This window comes from Bacillus sp. HSf4, assembly GCF_029537375.1.
GTDB classification, from domain to species: Bacteria; Bacillota; Bacilli; order Bacillales; family Bacillaceae; genus Bacillus; species Bacillus sonorensis_A.
In genome coordinates this window covers 2,569,458-2,585,249 of the sequence record NZ_CP120679.1, presented here as the reverse complement: position 1 = coordinate 2,585,249, position 15,792 = coordinate 2,569,458, and the positions used below count along the sequence as shown (strand labels likewise).

Below are 15,792 nucleotides of genomic sequence, written 5' to 3'. Positions count from 1 at the left end.
GGTTTTTTTGCCGTTAATTGTTCTGTTTTTTTCTAAATCGAGGGCTCACCTGGTTTCGCTTGCGGTCTCTGTAAAAAATAAATCCGCCCAACAAATACAGTCCGCCGGCAAAACAAATCATACCGGTAAGCCCTTGAAGCCAAAGGATTTGAAAAGGATCGATTAAAACCCCGAAAACCGTGTCCCGCATTAATTTGATGCCTGCAGCAGCCAAAGCGCCGGGAATCAGCAAAATCAGCAGTGCGATCAGTCTCCCCATACACGAATCCCCTTACCAAAGATTTACCTTTATTGTCTATTCGAAAAAAAAGTTTGTCAAGAATGGAAAACATGATAACATAGATGTTGTGCAAATTGTTGCAAATGATGATTATGGTATGCAAAATTTTTCATGCAAAGGGGTTAAGGGATGATACAAAAAGTACTGATTGTTGGTGCTGGAAAAGGGGGAACAGCTCTCTTAGATTTGCTGTTGAAAACAAAGTCGCTCAATATCGCCGCAGTCATTGACAAAAACCCAGCGGCTCCCGGGCTCATCTTTGCTCAGGAGAATAAGATCGAAACGGCTCTGGACTGGACGCCATACATAACAAAACAGATCGACATCATCATTGAAACAACCGGTGATCCTGATGTATTGCAGCAAGTGATGCGGAAAAAACACGACAGAACGATTGTTGTGCCGGGTTCGCTCGCATATATCATCTCCCAGCTGATGAATGAAAAACAGCAGCTGATCCAGATGCTCAAAGAACAAACCTATAAGCATGACCGCATTTTTAATTCAATGAATGACGGCATGATTTTTATCGACATTCGTGAAGAGATTATCCTGTTCAACAAAATGGCTGAAGAAATGACCGGAACAAAGCGCCGTGAAGCGATCGGTCAGCACATCAAGAATGTCATTCCGACTACGAAGCTTCCCCGCATCCTGAATACGAGGGAGCCTGAATACAACCAAAAACAGTTTTTGCATCCGAACAGACAGATTGTCACGACGAGAATTCCGATCATCGATGACGGAGGGACGCTTTTAGGTGCGCTCAGCATATTTAAAGACATTACCGATGCGGTCGAACTGGCTGAAGAGGTGACGAACCTGAAGGAAGTCAGAACGATGCTTGAAGCGATTATTCAGTCTTCTGATGAAGCCATTTCTGTCGTCGATGAAAACGGAAACGGAATGATGATCAACAGGGCGTATACAAAGATGACGGGCCTGACGAAAGAGCAGGTGATCGGCAAACCTGCGAACACGGATATTTCAGAAGGTGAAAGCATGCATTTAAAGGTGCTTGAAACAAGGCGGCCGGTCAGAGGCGTCAGAATGAAGGTCGGACCGAATAAAAAGGAAGTGATCGTCAATGTCGCGCCGATTATCGTTGACGGTATCCTGAAAGGCAGCATCGGCGTCATCCACGACGTTTCAGAAATCCAATCGCTGACGAACGAGCTCAACAGGGCTCGTCAAATTATCCGTACGCTTGAAGCGAAATATACATTTGCCGATATTATCGGCTCAAGCGAGCAGATGCTTGTCGCGCTTGAACAGGCAAAATTGGGGGCGAAGACCCCTGCGACGATTTTGCTGAGAGGCGAATCCGGAACGGGGAAAGAGCTTTTTGCCCATGCCATACATAACGAAAGTGACCGAAAGTATAATAAGTTTGTCCGGGTCAACTGTGCGGCCATTTCAGAATCGCTGCTGGAATCAGAGCTGTTCGGCTATGAGGAAGGCGCCTTTTCCGGAGCGAGGCGCGGCGGAAAAAAGGGCTTTTTTGAAGAAGCGAACAACGGCAGCATTTTCTTGGATGAAATTGGGGAACTCTCGTTAAATACACAGGCAAAGCTGCTCCGTGTGCTGCAGGAGAAGGAAATCGTCAGGGTCGGCGGGACGAAGCCGATTCCTGTAAACGTCCGAATTATTGCCGCAACAAACGTTAATATTGAAAAAGCGCTGGCAGACGGCAGATTTCGCGAAGATTTGTACTACCGGATCAATCGTTATCCGATATCGATACCGCCGCTCAGACAGCGAAAGGAAGATATCGAAGCCTTGAGCCGGCATTTGATCGGAAAAATCAATCAGGAATACGGCCGCAATGTAAAGGGCCTGACGAAACATGCGCTCAAATCCTTAAAAGCGCGAAAGTGGCCGGGCAATGTCAGGGAGCTTGAAAATGTCCTGGAGCGGGCTATGATTTTTTTGAAGCCGCAGATGGAATTTATCGATCTCGAACACTTGCCTGAAGCAGACCTCCCGAAAAAGAAAACAGAAATCGGATACGCTTTTCCGGATATCGAAAATGAAAAGCTTTCCGACGCCGTTGAACGGTTTGAAGCTCATGTGATTAAAGAAATGCTTGAAAAGTATCAATATAACAGGACGAAAACAGCAAAAGCGCTTGGCGTCAGCATCCGCAACCTTTATTACAAAATGGATAAATACAATCTTGCAAAAGGCGGCATGCAATAAGTTGCAGTTAAACATGCAGAATCATGCAAACTTTAAAACAAGATCATTGAGCCGATCCGCTTTATTGACAGTGGCACGAATCTTGCATGATAAAGAGTGCGGATGTTTGCTTAGAAAGGTGGGTACTATGAAGCTGAAACAACTATTTCAAAAAGCGGCGGAGCTCGACAACAAAACGGTCGCCGTCGCACATGCAGAAGACGATCAAGTGCTTCAAGCCGTCAAGCTTGCGGTTGACAAGCAATTCGCCCGGTTTTTGCTGATCGGGCACAGAGAAAAAATCAGACATATGATGACAGAGCAGAACATTTCAAAACAGCATGTTGATATCATCCATTCGGAAACGCCCGCAGATTCAGCAAGAATCGCTGTTCAAGCTGTAAAAAGCGGGAATGCGGATGTACTCATGAAAGGAAATGTGCCGACAGCCGTCCTGTTAAAAGCCGTTTTAAATAAGGAATACGGGCTGCGCTCCTCTCACGTGCTGTCACATGTAGCGGCATTCGAAGTCAGCGGGTTTGACAGGCTCATCTATGTAACCGATGCGGCTATGAATATCAATCCGAAGCTTGAAGAGCTGAAGCAAATTTTAGAAAATGCCGTCCGCGTCGCAAGATCAGTCGGAGTCCAAATGCCGAAAGCCGCCTGTCTGGCTGCTGTTGAAACGGTGAATCCTGCAATGGAAGCCACATTGAATGCAGCTGCTTTAACACAGATGAATCACAGAGGACAAATCAAGGACTGCATCGTTGACGGTCCGCTGGCTTTGGATAACGCGATTTCAGAGATTGCTGCCCGGCATAAAAACATTTCCGGGATTGTGGCGGGCCAAGCGGATATCCTGCTTGTTCCTTCAATTGAAACAGGCAATGTCCTCTATAAATCATTGATTCATTTTGCGGGTGCGAAAGTGGGAGCCGTTTTAGCAGGGGCAAAAGCGCCCATCGCTTTAACAAGCAGGGCCGATTCCGCAGAAAACAAGCTGTATTCGATTGCTTTGGCGTTATGCACGTCTGAAGGACGACATGAGGAGGAATAAGAAATGGAACTATTTCGATATATGGAACAGTATGACTATGAACAATTGGTGTTTTGCCAAGATAAGCAGTCCGGTTTAAAAGCGATCATCGCGATTCATGATACGACGCTCGGACCCGCTTTGGGCGGGACGAGAATGTGGACATATGAAAGCGAAGAAGCCGCAATTGAAGATGCGCTTCGCCTGGCGCGGGGGATGACCTATAAAAACGCGGCGGCCGGATTGAATCTCGGAGGAGGCAAAACGGTCATCATCGGAGATCCGCGCAAAGATAAAAATGAAGAAATGTTCCGGGCATTCGGCCGCTACATTCAAGGACTGAACGGAAGATACATTACCGCAGAAGACGTCGGCACTACTGTTGAAGATATGGATATCATTCATGATGAAACAGACTTTGTCACAGGCATTTCACCGGCTTTCGGTTCCTCGGGCAATCCGTCGCCTGTCACAGCCTACGGTGTGTATAAAGGGATGAAAGCCGCAGCGAAAGAGGCGTTTGGAACGGATTCACTTGCAGGAAAAACCGTTGCTGTCCAAGGCGTCGGCAATGTTGCCTACAATCTTTGCCGCCATCTTCACGAAGAAGGCGCGAAACTGATCGTCACCGACATTAACAAAGAAGCTGTTGAGCGCGCCGTCGCGGATTTCGGCGCCCGCGCCGTCGACCCTGATGATATTTATTCGCAGAATTGTGATATCTATGCACCGTGTGCACTCGGAGCGACGATCAACGATGATACGATTCCGCAGCTGAAGGCCAAAGTCATTGCCGGAGCAGCCAACAATCAGCTGAAAGAGACCCGCCATGGGGACCAGATCCACGACATGGGCATCGTCTATGCACCGGATTATGTCATCAATGCCGGGGGCGTCATCAATGTCGCCGACGAACTATACGGCTATAATGCAGAGCGCGCGCTGAAAAAAGTCGAAGGGATTTACGGAAACATCGAACGGGTTCTGGAAATCTCTAAGCGCGATCGAATTCCAACTTACTTGGCGGCGGACCGTCTGGCTGAGGAGCGGATAGAACGGATGCACCATTCCAGAAGCCAATTTTTGCAAAACGGCCATCACATTTTAAGCAGACGTTAATTACACCCCCTATATACACTGGAGGTTCAAGGAAATGCAAATACAGGAAAAGCGTATTCTCGTCATCAATCCGGGATCAACATCTACTAAGATCGGCGTTTTTCACGATGACCGTTCCATTTTTGAAAAATCAATCCGTCATGACGAGGAAGAGCTAAAGCAATTCGAAACCATCATTGATCAATATGCGTTCAGAAAGCAGGCTGTTTTGGAGACGCTGCATGAACAGGGCATCAATATTTCAAAACTGAACGCCGTCTGTGCAAGAGGAGGTCTGCTCCGCCCGATTGAAGGCGGCACATATGAAGTGAACGCCGCGATGATCGAGGATTTGAAAAACGGCTATGCCGGCGAGCATGCTTCAAATCTTGGCGGGATCATCGCCAGGGAAATTGCCGACGGCTTAAATATACCGGCCTTTATCGTCGACCCCGTTGTCGTCGATGAAATGTCTCCCGTCGCAAAAATTTCCGGAACCCCGGCAATCGAAAGAAGAAGCATCTTCCATGCGCTCAACCAAAAAGCGGTCGCCCGAAAAGCGGCCTGGCAGTTTGGAAAGCGGTATGAAGATATGAAAATGATCATCACCCATATGGGTGGCGGGATTACGACAGGCGTTCATTACAATGGACGTGTCATCGATGTTAACAACGGCCTGCACGGGGAAGGTCCGCTCAGTCCGGAGCGGGCCGGAACCATTCCGGCCGGAGATCTGATCGATATGTGTTTCTCAGGCGAATATACCCGTGACGAGCTCATGAAGATGCTCGTTGGCGGCGGCGGGCTTGCCGGCTATCTCGGCACGACCGATGCCGTAAAAGTGGAAAAAATGATCAAGGAAGGCGATCGAAAAGCCGCGCTCATCTATGAAGCGATGGCTTATCAAATCGCCAAAGAAATCGGGGCTGCCAGCGCCATTTTAAAGGGTGAAGTCGATGTCATCATTTTGACGGGCGGGCTGGCTTATGGAAAATCATTTGTTGCCTCGATCAGAAAATACATAGACTGGATTTCGGATGTCGTCGTCTTACCCGGTGAAAATGAGCTGCAGGCTTTGGCTGAAGGCGCTTTTCGCGTATTGAACGGCGAAGAAAAGGCGAAACAATATCCGAACCAGAGGAGGGAAAGTCATGGCAACTGAATACGATCTCGTCATTCTTGGCGGTGGTACAGGCGGCTATGTGGCGGCCATCAGAGCATCTCAGCTGGGGCTTAAAACAGCTGTTGTGGAAAAGGGGAAGCTTGGCGGCACATGCCTTCATAAAGGCTGCATTCCGTCAAAGGCGCTCTTGAGAAGCGCAGAGGTGTATCGGACAGCGCAAAAAGCGGAAGAATTCGGAGTGGTGATTCCTGAAACCGAACTGCGGTTTTCCCAGGTTCAAACACGAAAACAAAGGATTATTGACCAGCTTTATAATGGTGTCAAACATTTGATGAAAAAAGGGAAAATCGACGTATATGAAGGAATCGGGCGGATTCTCGGACCGTCGATATTTTCGCCGATGCCGGGCACGGTATCTGTCGAGATGGCGAACGGAGAAGAAAATGAAATGCTCGTCCCTAAAAACGTCATCATCGCCACCGGTTCAAGGCCCCGTTCGCTCTCGGGGCTCGAGCCGGACGGTGAACGGATTATGACATCTGATGAAGCGCTTGAGCTTGAGCGTCTTCCGGAGTCCATCTTGATCGTCGGCGGCGGTGTCATCGGAATTGAGTGGGCTTCCATGCTGTCCGATTTCGGTGTTGACGTGACGGTGCTTGAATATGCCGAACGGATTTTGCCGACGGAAGATGCAGACGTTTCAAAAGAAATGCAAACCCTGCTGACGAAAAAAGGCATCAAGATTGTCACGGGGGCAAAAGTGCTTCCTGACACTCTGGAAAAAGGGGAGTCTGTCACCATACAGGCAGAAAAAGGCGGAGATACGCAACACTTTGCCGCTGAAAAAATGCTCCTTTCAGTCGGAAGGCAGGCCAATGTCGAAGGAATCGGCCTGGAAAACACGGATATACAGGTGGAAAACGGCTTTATCGCGACAAACAGCATGTATCAAACAAAAGAGTCCCATATCTATGCGATCGGTGACGTCATCGGCGGATTGCAGCTTGCCCATGCGGCTTCCCACGAAGGGATCACCGCTGTTGAACACATCGCCGGCAATCAGCCTCATGCCATTGACTACTCGCTTGTTTCCAAGTGCATCTACTCCAGTCCAGAGGCGGCGTCTGTCGGCTTGACTGAGGAAGAGGCAAAGGCGGCAGGCCGGAAGATCAAAATCGGCAAATTTCCGTTTCAGGCCGTCGGCAAGGCGCTCGTCTACGGCGAATCAGCCGGCTTCGTCAAAATTGTCGCTGACGAGGACACAGATGACATTCTCGGCGTCCATATGATCGGCCCGCATGTGACGGATATGATTGCTGAAGCGGGGCTCGCCAAGGTGCTCGATGCGACGCCGTGGGAGGTCGGCCAAACAATCCATCCGCACCCGACGCTATCTGAAGCCATCGGAGAAGCCGCTCTTGGCGTGGATGGAAAAGCGATTCATTTTTAACAAGCATGAAGGAGTGAAAAACATGAGCAATAATCGTCATGAAGCAGTGGGATTAACGGATGAACAAGCAATCGAAATGTACAAAACCATGCTTTTAGCCAGAAAGCTTGATGAGCGGATGTGGCTCTTAAACCGCGCCGGGAAAATTCCTTTTGTTATTTCCTGTCAAGGACAGGAGGCGGCACAGGTTGGTGCAGCTTTCGCTTTAGACCGCGACAACGACTATGTCCTCCCGTATTACAGAGATATGGGGGTGGTGCTCGCTTTTGGCATGACGGCAAAAGATTTGATGCTGTCCGCCTTTGCGAAAAAGGAGGACCCAAACTCCGGAGGCAAACAAATGCCGAGCCACTTCGGCCAAAAGAAAAACCGGATTGTCACAGGGTCTTCACCTGTGACGACACAAGTGCCCCACGCTGTCGGCGTAGCGCTTGCCGGCAGGCTTGACAATCAAAATATCGCGACATTTGTCACATTTGGAGAAGGCTCTTCAAACCAGGGGGATTTTCACGAAGGGGCAAACTTTGCCGCTGTTCATAAGCTTCCTGTTATTTTCATGTGTGAAAACAACAAATACGCGATTTCCGTCCCTTACGAAAAGCAAGTGGCCTGTGAGAACATTTCCGACCGCGCCGTCGGCTACGGTATGCCCGGCCAGACAGTTGACGGAAATGATCCTCTTGAAGTTTACAAAGCGGTGAAAGAAGCGAGGGAACGTGCCGGAAGAGGTGAAGGCCCGACATTGATCGAAACGATTTCATACCGGCTGACCCCGCACTCAAGTGATGATGATGACAGAAGCTACAGAGAGCGCGAAGAGGTAGCGGAGGCGAAGAAAAACGACCCGATCATCAAATTCGCACAATACTTGAAAGATGCCGGCCTGTTGGATGAGCAATCTGAAAAAGAAATGACAGACGAGATCACAAATGTTGTCAATGAAGCAACAGATTATGCCGAACATGCCCCATATGCCGATCCTGAAGAGGCGCTGCGGCATGTTTACGCAGAGTAAGGGGGAATCACAAATGGCTGTTATGTCATATATAGATGCTGTCACTTTAGCTTTGAAAGAAGAAATGGAAAGGGATTCCCGCGTCTTTGTTTTAGGCGAAGATGTCGGGAAAAAAGGCGGCGTGTTTAAGGCGACTGCCGGCCTTTACGACCAGTTTGGAGAAGAGCGGGTCATGGATACGCCATTGGCGGAATCCGCGATCGCCGGCGTCGGAATCGGGGCTGCCATGTACGGGATGAGACCGGTCGCCGAAATGCAGTTTGCTGATTTTATCATGCCCGCTGTCAACCAGATTATTTCCGAAGCGGCAAAAATCCGCTACCGCTCTAACAATGACTGGAACTGTCCGATCGTCATCCGCGCACCTTACGGCGGAGGCGTGCACGGCGCGCTGTACCATTCACAGTCGGTTGAAGCCGTGTTTGCCAACCAGCCGGGGCTGAAAATTGTCATGCCGTCAACGCCTTATGATGTGAAGGGGCTTTTAAAGGCGGCGATTCGCGATGAAGATCCGGTGCTCTTCTTTGAACATAAACGTGCCTACCGCCTGATCAAAGGCGAAGTGCCGGATGACGACTATGTACTGCCGATCGGCAAAGCCGATGTCAAACGGGAAGGCGACGATATCACCGTGATTACGTACGGGCTTTGCGTCCACTTTGCGCTTCAGGCGGCAGAAAGGCTTGAAAAAGACGGAATTTCCGCCCATATCCTTGATTTAAGAACGGTTTATCCGCTTGATAAGGAAGCGATCATTGAAGCGGCATCGAAAACGGGCAAAGTTCTTCTCATCACCGAGGATACGAAAGAAGGCAGCGTCATGAGCGAAGTGGCGGCCATCATTTCAGAGCATTGCTTGTTCGATTTGGACGCGCCGATTAAGCGGTTGGCCGGACCGGATGTCCCGGCTATGCCGTATGCGCCGACAATGGAAAAATATTTTATGGTCAATCCTGATAAAGCAGAAGCGGCAATGAGAGAACTGGCCGAGTTTTAAACACATAAGGAGGACAATCGTATGGCAGTGGAACAGATGACAATGCCCCAGCTCGGAGAAAGCGTCACCGAGGGGACGATCAGCAAATGGCTCGTCAGCGTCGGGGATCATGTCAACAAATACGACCCGATCGCCGAAGTGATGACAGATAAAGTCAATGCTGAAGTGCCTTCCTCTTTTACCGGGACGATTACCGAGCTCGTCGGAAAAGAAGGAGAGACCTTGCAGGTTGGAGACATTATCTGCAAAGTCGAAACAAATGAAACAACAAAAGAGGAGACCCCTTCAGCTTCAGAAGAACCGAAAGAAGCGGCAGGGCGGCAGCAGGCACCCGCGGATACATCGAATAAAAAACGCTTTTCACCTGCCGTTTTACGGCTTGCCGGGGAGCATAACATTGATTTGGAGCAGGTGGAAGGCACCGGCAAAGGCGGGAGGATTACAAGGAAGGATATTCAGCAAATCATCGACTCCGGTGTGACACCTGCAAAAGAGCCGGCAGTTGATCATCAGCCGGCCGAACAGGCGGCGCCGACCCCAGAACCTGCGCGAAAAGAGAGCCCTGCGCCTCAAAGCGCAGCGGGCGATATCGAAATTCCGGTCACAGGCATCCGCAACGCCATTGCTTCCAATATGGTCAAGAGCAAGCATGAAATTCCTCACGCCTGGACGATGATGGAGGTCGATGTCACAAGCCTTGTCAGCTACCGCAACAAAATAAAAGACGAATTTAAAAAGAAAGAAGGCTTCAACCTGACCTTTTTTGCTTTCTTCGTCAAAGCGGTTGCGCAAGCGCTGAAAGAATTCCCGCAGGTCAACAGCATGTGGGCCGACGATAAAATCATTCAGAAAAAAGACATCAACATCTCCATCGCCGTGGCGACGGAAGATGCCTTGTATGTGCCTGTCATCAAACATGCCGATGAAAAAACAATCAAGGGCATCGCCAGAGAAATCACCGAGCTGGCGAATAAGGTGCGAACCGGTAAGCTGACAAGCGCTGATATGTCAGGCGGGACGTTTACGGTGAACAATACCGGTTCGTTCGGCTCCGTCCAGTCCATGGGGATCATCAACCATCCGCAGGCGGCCATCCTCCAGGTTGAATCGATTGTGAAGCGTCCGGTCGTTATGGACCACGGCATGATCGCTGTCAGAGATATGGTCAATCTCTGTCTGTCACTCGATCACAGGGTGCTCGACGGTCTGATCTGCGGTCGATTCCTGGCCCGAGTAAAAGAGATCCTTGAACATATCGATGAGAATACATCTGTTTATTAAAAAAAAAGCTGATCCCTTTAACGGATCAGCTTTTTTCTCTATTTGCCGGTGCAAGCATCCGCAGATGCCCCTTAAGCACATCAATCGAAGCCGGCGCTTTTGTGCAGATTTCCCCATCCGTATCAGCGTCCATTTCCGCTGCCGTTTCTACTTTGATGGACTTGCCTTGATAGTATGAAAGCTCTCCTTTAAATGGTTCCAGCTCTGGTTCTTCCATGGAGAAGAGCTCTTTTAATGCAGCCAGATTCGTATTTCTGCATACAAGGATTTCGGCTTTGCCGTCACAAATGCTTGCCCCCTGAAGCGGAATGCGGCTCGTGCCGATAAAATGGCCATTCAGCACCATAATCATTACCGCTTCATCTGTCAGATTTTCTCCGTCAATGGACATCTTAAAGGGGAATGGCTTAAGGCCGGAGATTGTCCGCAATGCACTTGTGAAATAGCTAAGCCTCCCCAACAGCGCTTTTTCCGTTTGATTGATCCGGCTTGAGGCTTCCGTAATCAAGCCGATGCCCCAAAAGTTTAAACAGTAATGGCTTTCCGTCTTGAGCACATCGACGGCAACGGTGTGACCATTGACAAGTGTTTCCGCCGCTTGCCCGATATTTTGCGGAATCTGGAGCGCCCGTGAAAAATCGTTGCAGGTCCCGCCGGGAAGAATGCCGATCTCAGGCTTCACCGCAAGCGGACTGAGACCGTTGATGCATTCATGGACCGTCCCGTCTCCGCCTAAAATATAAATCTGCTCGATATCTTCGCTGATGTGCCGGCAAAAACGGAATGCATCATGCTTTTGTCTTGTCTGCTTCACAATCAGCTCATCTATGGCTTGGGAAAGAATCGGCACCGCTGTACCGAGCGTTTTTTCAACGTTTTTTTGTCCGGCATTGCCGTTATAAATCAATAAGGCTTTCCGTCGATCCATTTTGCTCTCCTTTGTCTGTAAGTCGTCTGTTTGTTTATTTTTCCCCGATTGCTTAAACCGATAAACCCTTGAAGGGGAAATGAAACACCTGATTTGCGGTATGAACGGTTTCCAAGTATCATTAGAAAAGATGGATCATACAGCTGCTTGGTTCTAAAGCGGCTAAAAAGGAGAGATCTTAAGGTGAACATGGATTTTAATTTATTTATGAATGATGTCGTCCGCCAAGCCAGACAGGAAATAACGGCAGCCGGCTACCAGGAGCTTAAAAGTGCAGAAGAAGTGGACGAGGCGCTGACGAAAAAAGGCACTACACTTGTCATGGTCAACTCAGTCTGCGGCTGCGCCGGGGGAATCGCACGCCCTGCCGCATATCACGCAGTTCATTATGACAAGCGGCCCGACCAGCTTGTCACCGTATTTGCGGGGCAGGATAAAGAAGCCACCGCAAGAGCAAGAGAATATTTTGAAGGGTATCCGCCTTCCTCCCCGTCATTTGCTTTATTAAAGGACGGCAAAATTGTAAAAATGGTGGAACGCCATGAAATAGAAGGCTATGAGCCGATGGCTGTCATCACGAAGCTTCAAGGATTGTTTGAAGAATATTGTGAAGAAGTATAAGAACACACGCCTGCCGATCATTTGCGGCAGGCCTTTTTTTGTGTATAAAAATTCTATTTATATGCAATATGACAGGCGGGTAAGGTTCTGTTTCGGTTGTTTCAACAAGGCGTATAAAAGGGATTATAAGTAATTTTTCAAAAAGTATTGCAATAGGCTCGAAAAATGTTTAAAATACATAACAACGAATAAATATTCAAAAGAATTGCAGGGGGATATACAACATGAAAAAATGGATGTTGCTGTTGGTAACAGCTTGTATCACATTGGCTTTAGCAGCTTGCGGGACAAGCAGCTCTGAAGATAAAAAAACGCTGGTCATGGGAACTTCTGCCGATTATCCGCCGTTTGAATCGAAGGACGGAGACAAGATCGTCGGTTTTGACGTCGATTTGGCCAAAGCGCTTGCCAAAAAAACCGGTCATGAAATCGAAGTCAAGGACATGGACTTCAACGGTTTGGTGACAGCGCTGAAAACAAATAAGGTAGACATTGTGCTGTCAGGCATGACACCGACTCCAAAACGGAAAAAGCAAGTTGATTTCTCAAAGGTTTACTATACGGCCCACAACATGATCGTCACAAAAAAATCGAGCGGCATCAAATCGCTTGATGACCTGAAAGGTAAGACGGTCGGCGTGCAGCTTGGCTCCATCCAGGAAGAAAAAGCGAAGGAACTGACTTCTGACTACAACTTAAAAGTGGAAAACCGCAACCGCATCTCGGATTTAACTGAAGAAATCAAAGCGGGCCGCTTTGACGCAGCAATCATTGAAGATATCGTTGCCGAAAAATATATTGATAAAAATGAAGAACTGGTTGGTTACAATCTGCCGAAAGAACCGGATGAAAAAGCCGGCTCTGCGATCGCCTTCAAAAAGGGAAGCGATTTGACCGAGAAGTTCAACAAAGCGCTTGAAGAAATGGAGAAAAGCGGAGAACTTGATAAGCTGAAAGAAAAATGGTTCGGCGGAGAAACAAAAAAGTAAGCATGAAAAGTTCAACTTTTTGTTGAACTTTTTTTTCTAAAGTGATTGTACGCCTCTTTTACCTGAGGCGGGAGAGGGAGAGTCATCATCATGAATTTTCTTGATTTTTCTAGTACAATACCTGAGATGCCTTTCATCCTGGAAGGCTTGGGTGTTACCTTAAAAGTTGTCGCTGCTGCGGCGGTGTTTGGATTTTTGCTAGGGGTTTTGATCACGCTTCTGAAAATCAGCTCGATAAAACCGCTCGCTTGGATAGCGGATTTTTACACGTCAATATTCAGGGGGACACCGCTTGTTCTCCAGCTGATGATCGTTTATTACGGTCTGCCGCAATTACTGGGCTTTGATATTGACGCCTATTGGGCGGCCGTGACAGCATTTGGCTTAAATTCCGCTGCTTATGTATCAGAAATCATCAGAGCCGGAATCAATGCGATCGACAAAGGGCAAAAAGAGGCGGCGATGGCTCTTGGTGTGCCGTATGCAAAAATGATGAAGGATCTGCTGCTTCCGCAGGCATTTAAAAATATTATGCCGGCTTTGATCAACGAGTCCATTACACTGACAAAGGAATCAGCCGTTGTGACAGTCATCGGACTCGGCGATATTATGAGACGGAGCTATCAGGCGGGGGCTGCCATCTACAGTCCGCTGGAACCGATGCTTTTCGCCGGCCTTATTTATTATGTGCTCGTCCTGATTTTGACGTTTATCGGTAAAGCGATTGAAAGGAAGCTGAATGTCAATGATTAAAGTTAGCCAACTCTCGAAATCCTTCGGAAAGAATGAGGTGCTCAAAAATATTTCCGTTTCCTTTGAAAAAGGCGAAGTAGCCGCAGTTATCGGCCCTTCAGGCTCAGGCAAGTCGACATTTCTAAGATGCTTGAACCTGCTTGAGAAACCGACTGAAGGAAGCATTTTCATCCAAGGCGAAGAAATCACAAATCCAAAAGCAAAGGTGCTCAAAGTCAGAGAAAATATCGGAATGGTCTTTCAGCATTTTCACTTATTTCCGCATAAAACGGTTCTTGAAAACATTACCTATGCGCCTGTTAATGTAAAAAAAGAAAGCAGACAGGCTGCAGTCAAAAAAGCGGAAGAACTGCTTGAGAAAGTCGGCCTTCTCGATAAAAAAGATGATTATCCAAACCGTTTATCAGGCGGACAAAAGCAGCGCGTCGCGATCGCCAGGGCGCTGGCGATGAATCCGGATATCATGCTGTTTGACGAACCGACATCAGCCCTTGATCCGGAGATGGTCAAAGAAGTGCTTCAAGTGATGCAGGATCTGGCGAAAACCGGAATGACGATGGTGATTGTCACACATGAAATGGGATTTGCCAAAGAAGTCGCCGACAGAGTGCTTTTCATGGATGGAGGAACCATTGTCGAAGACGATGATCCGAAAGCGTTTTTTTCTTCTCCAAAATCGAAAAGAGCTCAAGACTTTTTAGAGAAAATACTATAAAATAAGCTGAAGAAGATGCTGATCTTCTTCTTTTTTATTCACTAAGACTAGCAGAAAAGATTGGGGTTAACGATGTTTAAAATAGGTTATCGCACATTAAAAACAGCGCTTGGAACAGCATTGGCCATCTATATCGCACAGCTCATCGGCCTCCACAATTTTGTTTCAACAGGCATTATTACAATCCTTTGTATTCAAGTGACGAAAAAACGGTCTCTTCAAGCTTCATGGGCCCGTTTTGCGGCATGCTGCCTGGCGATTGTTTTTTCCTACTGCTTTTTTGAACTGATCGGCTATCATCCGATTGTCATCGGGATCATGCTGCTGTTCTTTATTCCGACAACCGTTTTTTTGAAAATAAAAGAAGGCATTGTGACGAGCTCGGTCATCGTCCTTCATCTTTATATGTCAGAGGGAATCACCCTTCCGTTGATCTGGAATGAATTTTTAATCATCGTCACCGGGATCGGGGTCGCTCTTCTCATGAACTTGTATATGCCGAGCATGGACAAACAGCTTAAGGGGTATCAGCAGAAAATCGAAGATAACTTTGCCAAAATCTTCGAAGAGATCGAGCGCTATTTGCTGACAGGAGAGCAGGATTGGACGGGAAAGGAAATCCCTGAAACGCATCGTTTGATCGACGAGGCGAAAACATTGGCATACCGCGATGTCGAAAATCATGTCCTGCGCCATGAAAATATTTATTATCACTACTTTAAAATGCGGGAAAAACAATTCGAAATTATCGAAAGGGTGCTGCCGAAGATTACATCGATCTCGATGACGGTGGAACAGGGCCATATCATCGCAGCGTTTATTCATGATTTGAGGGGAGCCATCCATCCGGGAAATACGGCTCACAAATTTTTAAAGCGTCTCGTTGAGATGAGAGAGGCATTCGAAGAGATGGAGCTGCCGACGACGCGCGAGGAATTTGAAGCGCGCGCAGCCCTTTTTAACTTTCTCGGTGAAATGGAAAGGTATTTGGTGATCAAAAGTTATTTTAAAGGGATTAAATCTCCTGCATGATCGCATGAGTTTCTCCTTCATTGGCCAATCTAATGAAGGAGAAATCGCTGCGGTCTTTTTTTTGTCTGGCGGATCAGTGATCCATACGATCTTTTAAAACATGTATCGTTTAAAATATCATGCTGATTCCTGTAAGCACGCTCGTCAGTACCATAATACTGATCATGACAATCACCATGATTTTGATAAATTTTTGGGACAAGCTGTTCACCTCTGTTTTCTATTCTTCCACTATTTTATCCTGCTTTTCTTCATCGGACAAGCGAAGGCCACGAGAACACAATCTTTTTAGA

Annotated in this window: 16 protein-coding genes; 13 read left to right on the top strand and 3 right to left on the bottom strand. The window is 47.8% G+C overall.

Going from position 1 to position 15,792, the window contains the following annotated elements:
• Window positions 1-13 precede the first annotated feature (13 nt).
• On the bottom strand, window positions 14-259 hold the full coding sequence (locus tag P3X63_RS13315; protein ID WP_026587794.1) for a DUF2627 domain-containing protein: 246 nt from the start codon (window positions 257-259) through the stop codon (window positions 14-16).
• A 153-nt stretch (window positions 260-412) separates the two neighbouring features.
• On the opposite strand from P3X63_RS13315, the gene P3X63_RS13310 reads away from it, so the two are divergent.
• The 8 genes from P3X63_RS13310 (at window position 413) to P3X63_RS13275 (ending at window position 10,461) form a co-directional block, all read left to right on the top strand.
• Window positions 413-2,479: a sigma 54-interacting transcriptional regulator gene (locus P3X63_RS13310; protein WP_277692929.1), complete on the top strand. Its 2,067-nt coding sequence runs from the start codon at window positions 413-415 to the stop codon at window positions 2,477-2,479.
• A gap of 127 nt (window positions 2,480-2,606) precedes the next feature.
• Window positions 2,607-3,518 (top strand): phosphate butyryltransferase, encoded by a 912-nt coding sequence (yqiS, locus tag P3X63_RS13305; RefSeq protein WP_026587792.1) that lies wholly within the window; start codon window positions 2,607-2,609, stop codon window positions 3,516-3,518.
• Window positions 3,519-3,521: 3 nt separating this feature from the next.
• On the top strand, window positions 3,522-4,616 hold the full coding sequence (bcd, locus tag P3X63_RS13300) for a branched-chain amino acid dehydrogenase (RefSeq protein ID WP_277691003.1): 1,095 nt from the start codon (window positions 3,522-3,524) through the stop codon (window positions 4,614-4,616).
• Window positions 4,617-4,650: 34 nt separating this feature from the next.
• Window positions 4,651-5,757 (top strand): butyrate kinase, encoded by a 1,107-nt coding sequence (gene buk, locus P3X63_RS13295; protein ID WP_026587790.1) that lies wholly within the window; start codon window positions 4,651-4,653, stop codon window positions 5,755-5,757.
• On the top strand, window positions 5,747-7,168 hold the full coding sequence (lpdA, locus tag P3X63_RS13290; RefSeq protein WP_077736529.1) for a dihydrolipoyl dehydrogenase: 1,422 nt from the start codon (window positions 5,747-5,749) through the stop codon (window positions 7,166-7,168). The genes buk and lpdA overlap by 11 nt, the downstream gene beginning before the upstream one ends.
• Before the next feature lie 22 nt (window positions 7,169-7,190).
• Window positions 7,191-8,183, top strand: coding sequence for a thiamine pyrophosphate-dependent dehydrogenase E1 component subunit alpha (locus P3X63_RS13285; RefSeq protein ID WP_077737212.1), 993 nt, complete (start codon window positions 7,191-7,193; stop codon window positions 8,181-8,183).
• A gap of 13 nt (window positions 8,184-8,196) precedes the next feature.
• The gene (gene bfmBAB / locus P3X63_RS13280; RefSeq protein WP_026587787.1) at window positions 8,197-9,180 is read left to right on the top strand and encodes a 3-methyl-2-oxobutanoate dehydrogenase subunit beta; all 984 of its coding nucleotides are present in this window, start codon (window positions 8,197-8,199) and stop codon (window positions 9,178-9,180) included.
• 21 nt (window positions 9,181-9,201) lie between these two features.
• Window positions 9,202-10,461, top strand: coding sequence for a dihydrolipoamide acetyltransferase family protein (locus P3X63_RS13275; RefSeq protein ID WP_277691002.1), 1,260 nt, complete (start codon window positions 9,202-9,204; stop codon window positions 10,459-10,461).
• Window positions 10,462-10,486: 25 nt separating this feature from the next.
• Here P3X63_RS13275 and P3X63_RS13270 read toward each other — a convergent pair whose 3' ends face one another.
• Window positions 10,487-11,389, bottom strand: coding sequence for a YegS/Rv2252/BmrU family lipid kinase (locus P3X63_RS13270; RefSeq protein ID WP_026587785.1), 903 nt, complete (start codon window positions 11,387-11,389; stop codon window positions 10,487-10,489).
• A gap of 183 nt (window positions 11,390-11,572) precedes the next feature.
• Between P3X63_RS13270 and P3X63_RS13265 the strand changes: the two genes are divergently transcribed.
• The 5 genes from P3X63_RS13265 to P3X63_RS13245 all read left to right on the top strand — a co-directional run bounded on the left by P3X63_RS13265 (window position 11,573) and on the right by P3X63_RS13245 (window position 15,499).
• Window positions 11,573-12,010 (top strand): BrxA/BrxB family bacilliredoxin, encoded by a 438-nt coding sequence (locus tag P3X63_RS13265; RefSeq protein ID WP_026587784.1) that lies wholly within the window; start codon window positions 11,573-11,575, stop codon window positions 12,008-12,010.
• 224 nt (window positions 12,011-12,234) lie between these two features.
• Window positions 12,235-12,999 (top strand): arginine ABC transporter substrate-binding protein ArtP, encoded by a 765-nt coding sequence (gene artP, locus P3X63_RS13260; protein ID WP_026587783.1) that lies wholly within the window; start codon window positions 12,235-12,237, stop codon window positions 12,997-12,999.
• A 90-nt stretch (window positions 13,000-13,089) separates the two neighbouring features.
• Window positions 13,090-13,752: an arginine ABC transporter permease ArtQ gene (gene artQ, locus P3X63_RS13255; RefSeq protein WP_077736531.1), complete on the top strand. Its 663-nt coding sequence runs from the start codon at window positions 13,090-13,092 to the stop codon at window positions 13,750-13,752.
• Complete coding sequence (gene artM / locus P3X63_RS13250; protein WP_026587781.1) at window positions 13,745-14,467, top strand: arginine ABC transporter ATP-binding protein ArtM; 723 nt, start codon at window positions 13,745-13,747, stop codon at window positions 14,465-14,467. The genes artQ and artM overlap by 8 nt, the downstream gene beginning before the upstream one ends.
• 72 nt (window positions 14,468-14,539) lie before the next feature.
• Window positions 14,540-15,499: an aromatic acid exporter family protein gene (locus P3X63_RS13245; protein ID WP_026587780.1), complete on the top strand. Its 960-nt coding sequence runs from the start codon at window positions 14,540-14,542 to the stop codon at window positions 15,497-15,499.
• A 109-nt stretch (window positions 15,500-15,608) separates the two neighbouring features.
• On the opposite strand, the gene prli42 is transcribed toward P3X63_RS13245, so the two are convergent.
• On the bottom strand, window positions 15,609-15,710 hold the full coding sequence (gene prli42, locus P3X63_RS22885) for a stressosome-associated protein Prli42 (protein ID WP_372709190.1): 102 nt from the start codon (window positions 15,708-15,710) through the stop codon (window positions 15,609-15,611).
• Window positions 15,711-15,792 lie beyond the last annotated feature (82 nt).

Excerpts from the sequence above, each read along its gene's own strand:
- P3X63_RS13270 (WP_026587785.1), bottom strand. The coding sequence starts at position 11,389 with ATGGATCGACGGAAAGCCTTATTGATTTATAACGGCAATGCCGGACAA.
- buk (WP_026587790.1), top strand. The coding sequence starts at position 4,651 with ATGCAAATACAGGAAAAGCGTATTCTCGTCATCAATCCGGGATCAACA.
- lpdA (WP_077736529.1), top strand. The coding sequence starts at position 5,747 with ATGGCAACTGAATACGATCTCGTCATTCTTGGCGGTGGTACAGGCGGC.
- P3X63_RS13315 (WP_026587794.1), bottom strand. The coding sequence starts at position 259 with ATGGGGAGACTGATCGCACTGCTGATTTTGCTGATTCCCGGCGCTTTG.
- artP (WP_026587783.1), top strand. The coding sequence starts at position 12,235 with ATGAAAAAATGGATGTTGCTGTTGGTAACAGCTTGTATCACATTGGCT.
- artM (WP_026587781.1), top strand. The coding sequence starts at position 13,745 with ATGATTAAAGTTAGCCAACTCTCGAAATCCTTCGGAAAGAATGAGGTG.
- bfmBAB (WP_026587787.1), top strand. The coding sequence starts at position 8,197 with ATGGCTGTTATGTCATATATAGATGCTGTCACTTTAGCTTTGAAAGAA.
- bcd (WP_277691003.1), top strand. The coding sequence starts at position 3,522 with ATGGAACTATTTCGATATATGGAACAGTATGACTATGAACAATTGGTG.
- P3X63_RS13285 (WP_077737212.1), top strand. The coding sequence starts at position 7,191 with ATGAGCAATAATCGTCATGAAGCAGTGGGATTAACGGATGAACAAGCA.
- P3X63_RS13275 (WP_277691002.1), top strand. The coding sequence starts at position 9,202 with ATGGCAGTGGAACAGATGACAATGCCCCAGCTCGGAGAAAGCGTCACC.
- yqiS (WP_026587792.1), top strand. The coding sequence starts at position 2,607 with ATGAAGCTGAAACAACTATTTCAAAAAGCGGCGGAGCTCGACAACAAA.
- artQ (WP_077736531.1), top strand. The coding sequence starts at position 13,090 with ATGAATTTTCTTGATTTTTCTAGTACAATACCTGAGATGCCTTTCATC.
- P3X63_RS13245 (WP_026587780.1), top strand. The coding sequence starts at position 14,540 with ATGTTTAAAATAGGTTATCGCACATTAAAAACAGCGCTTGGAACAGCA.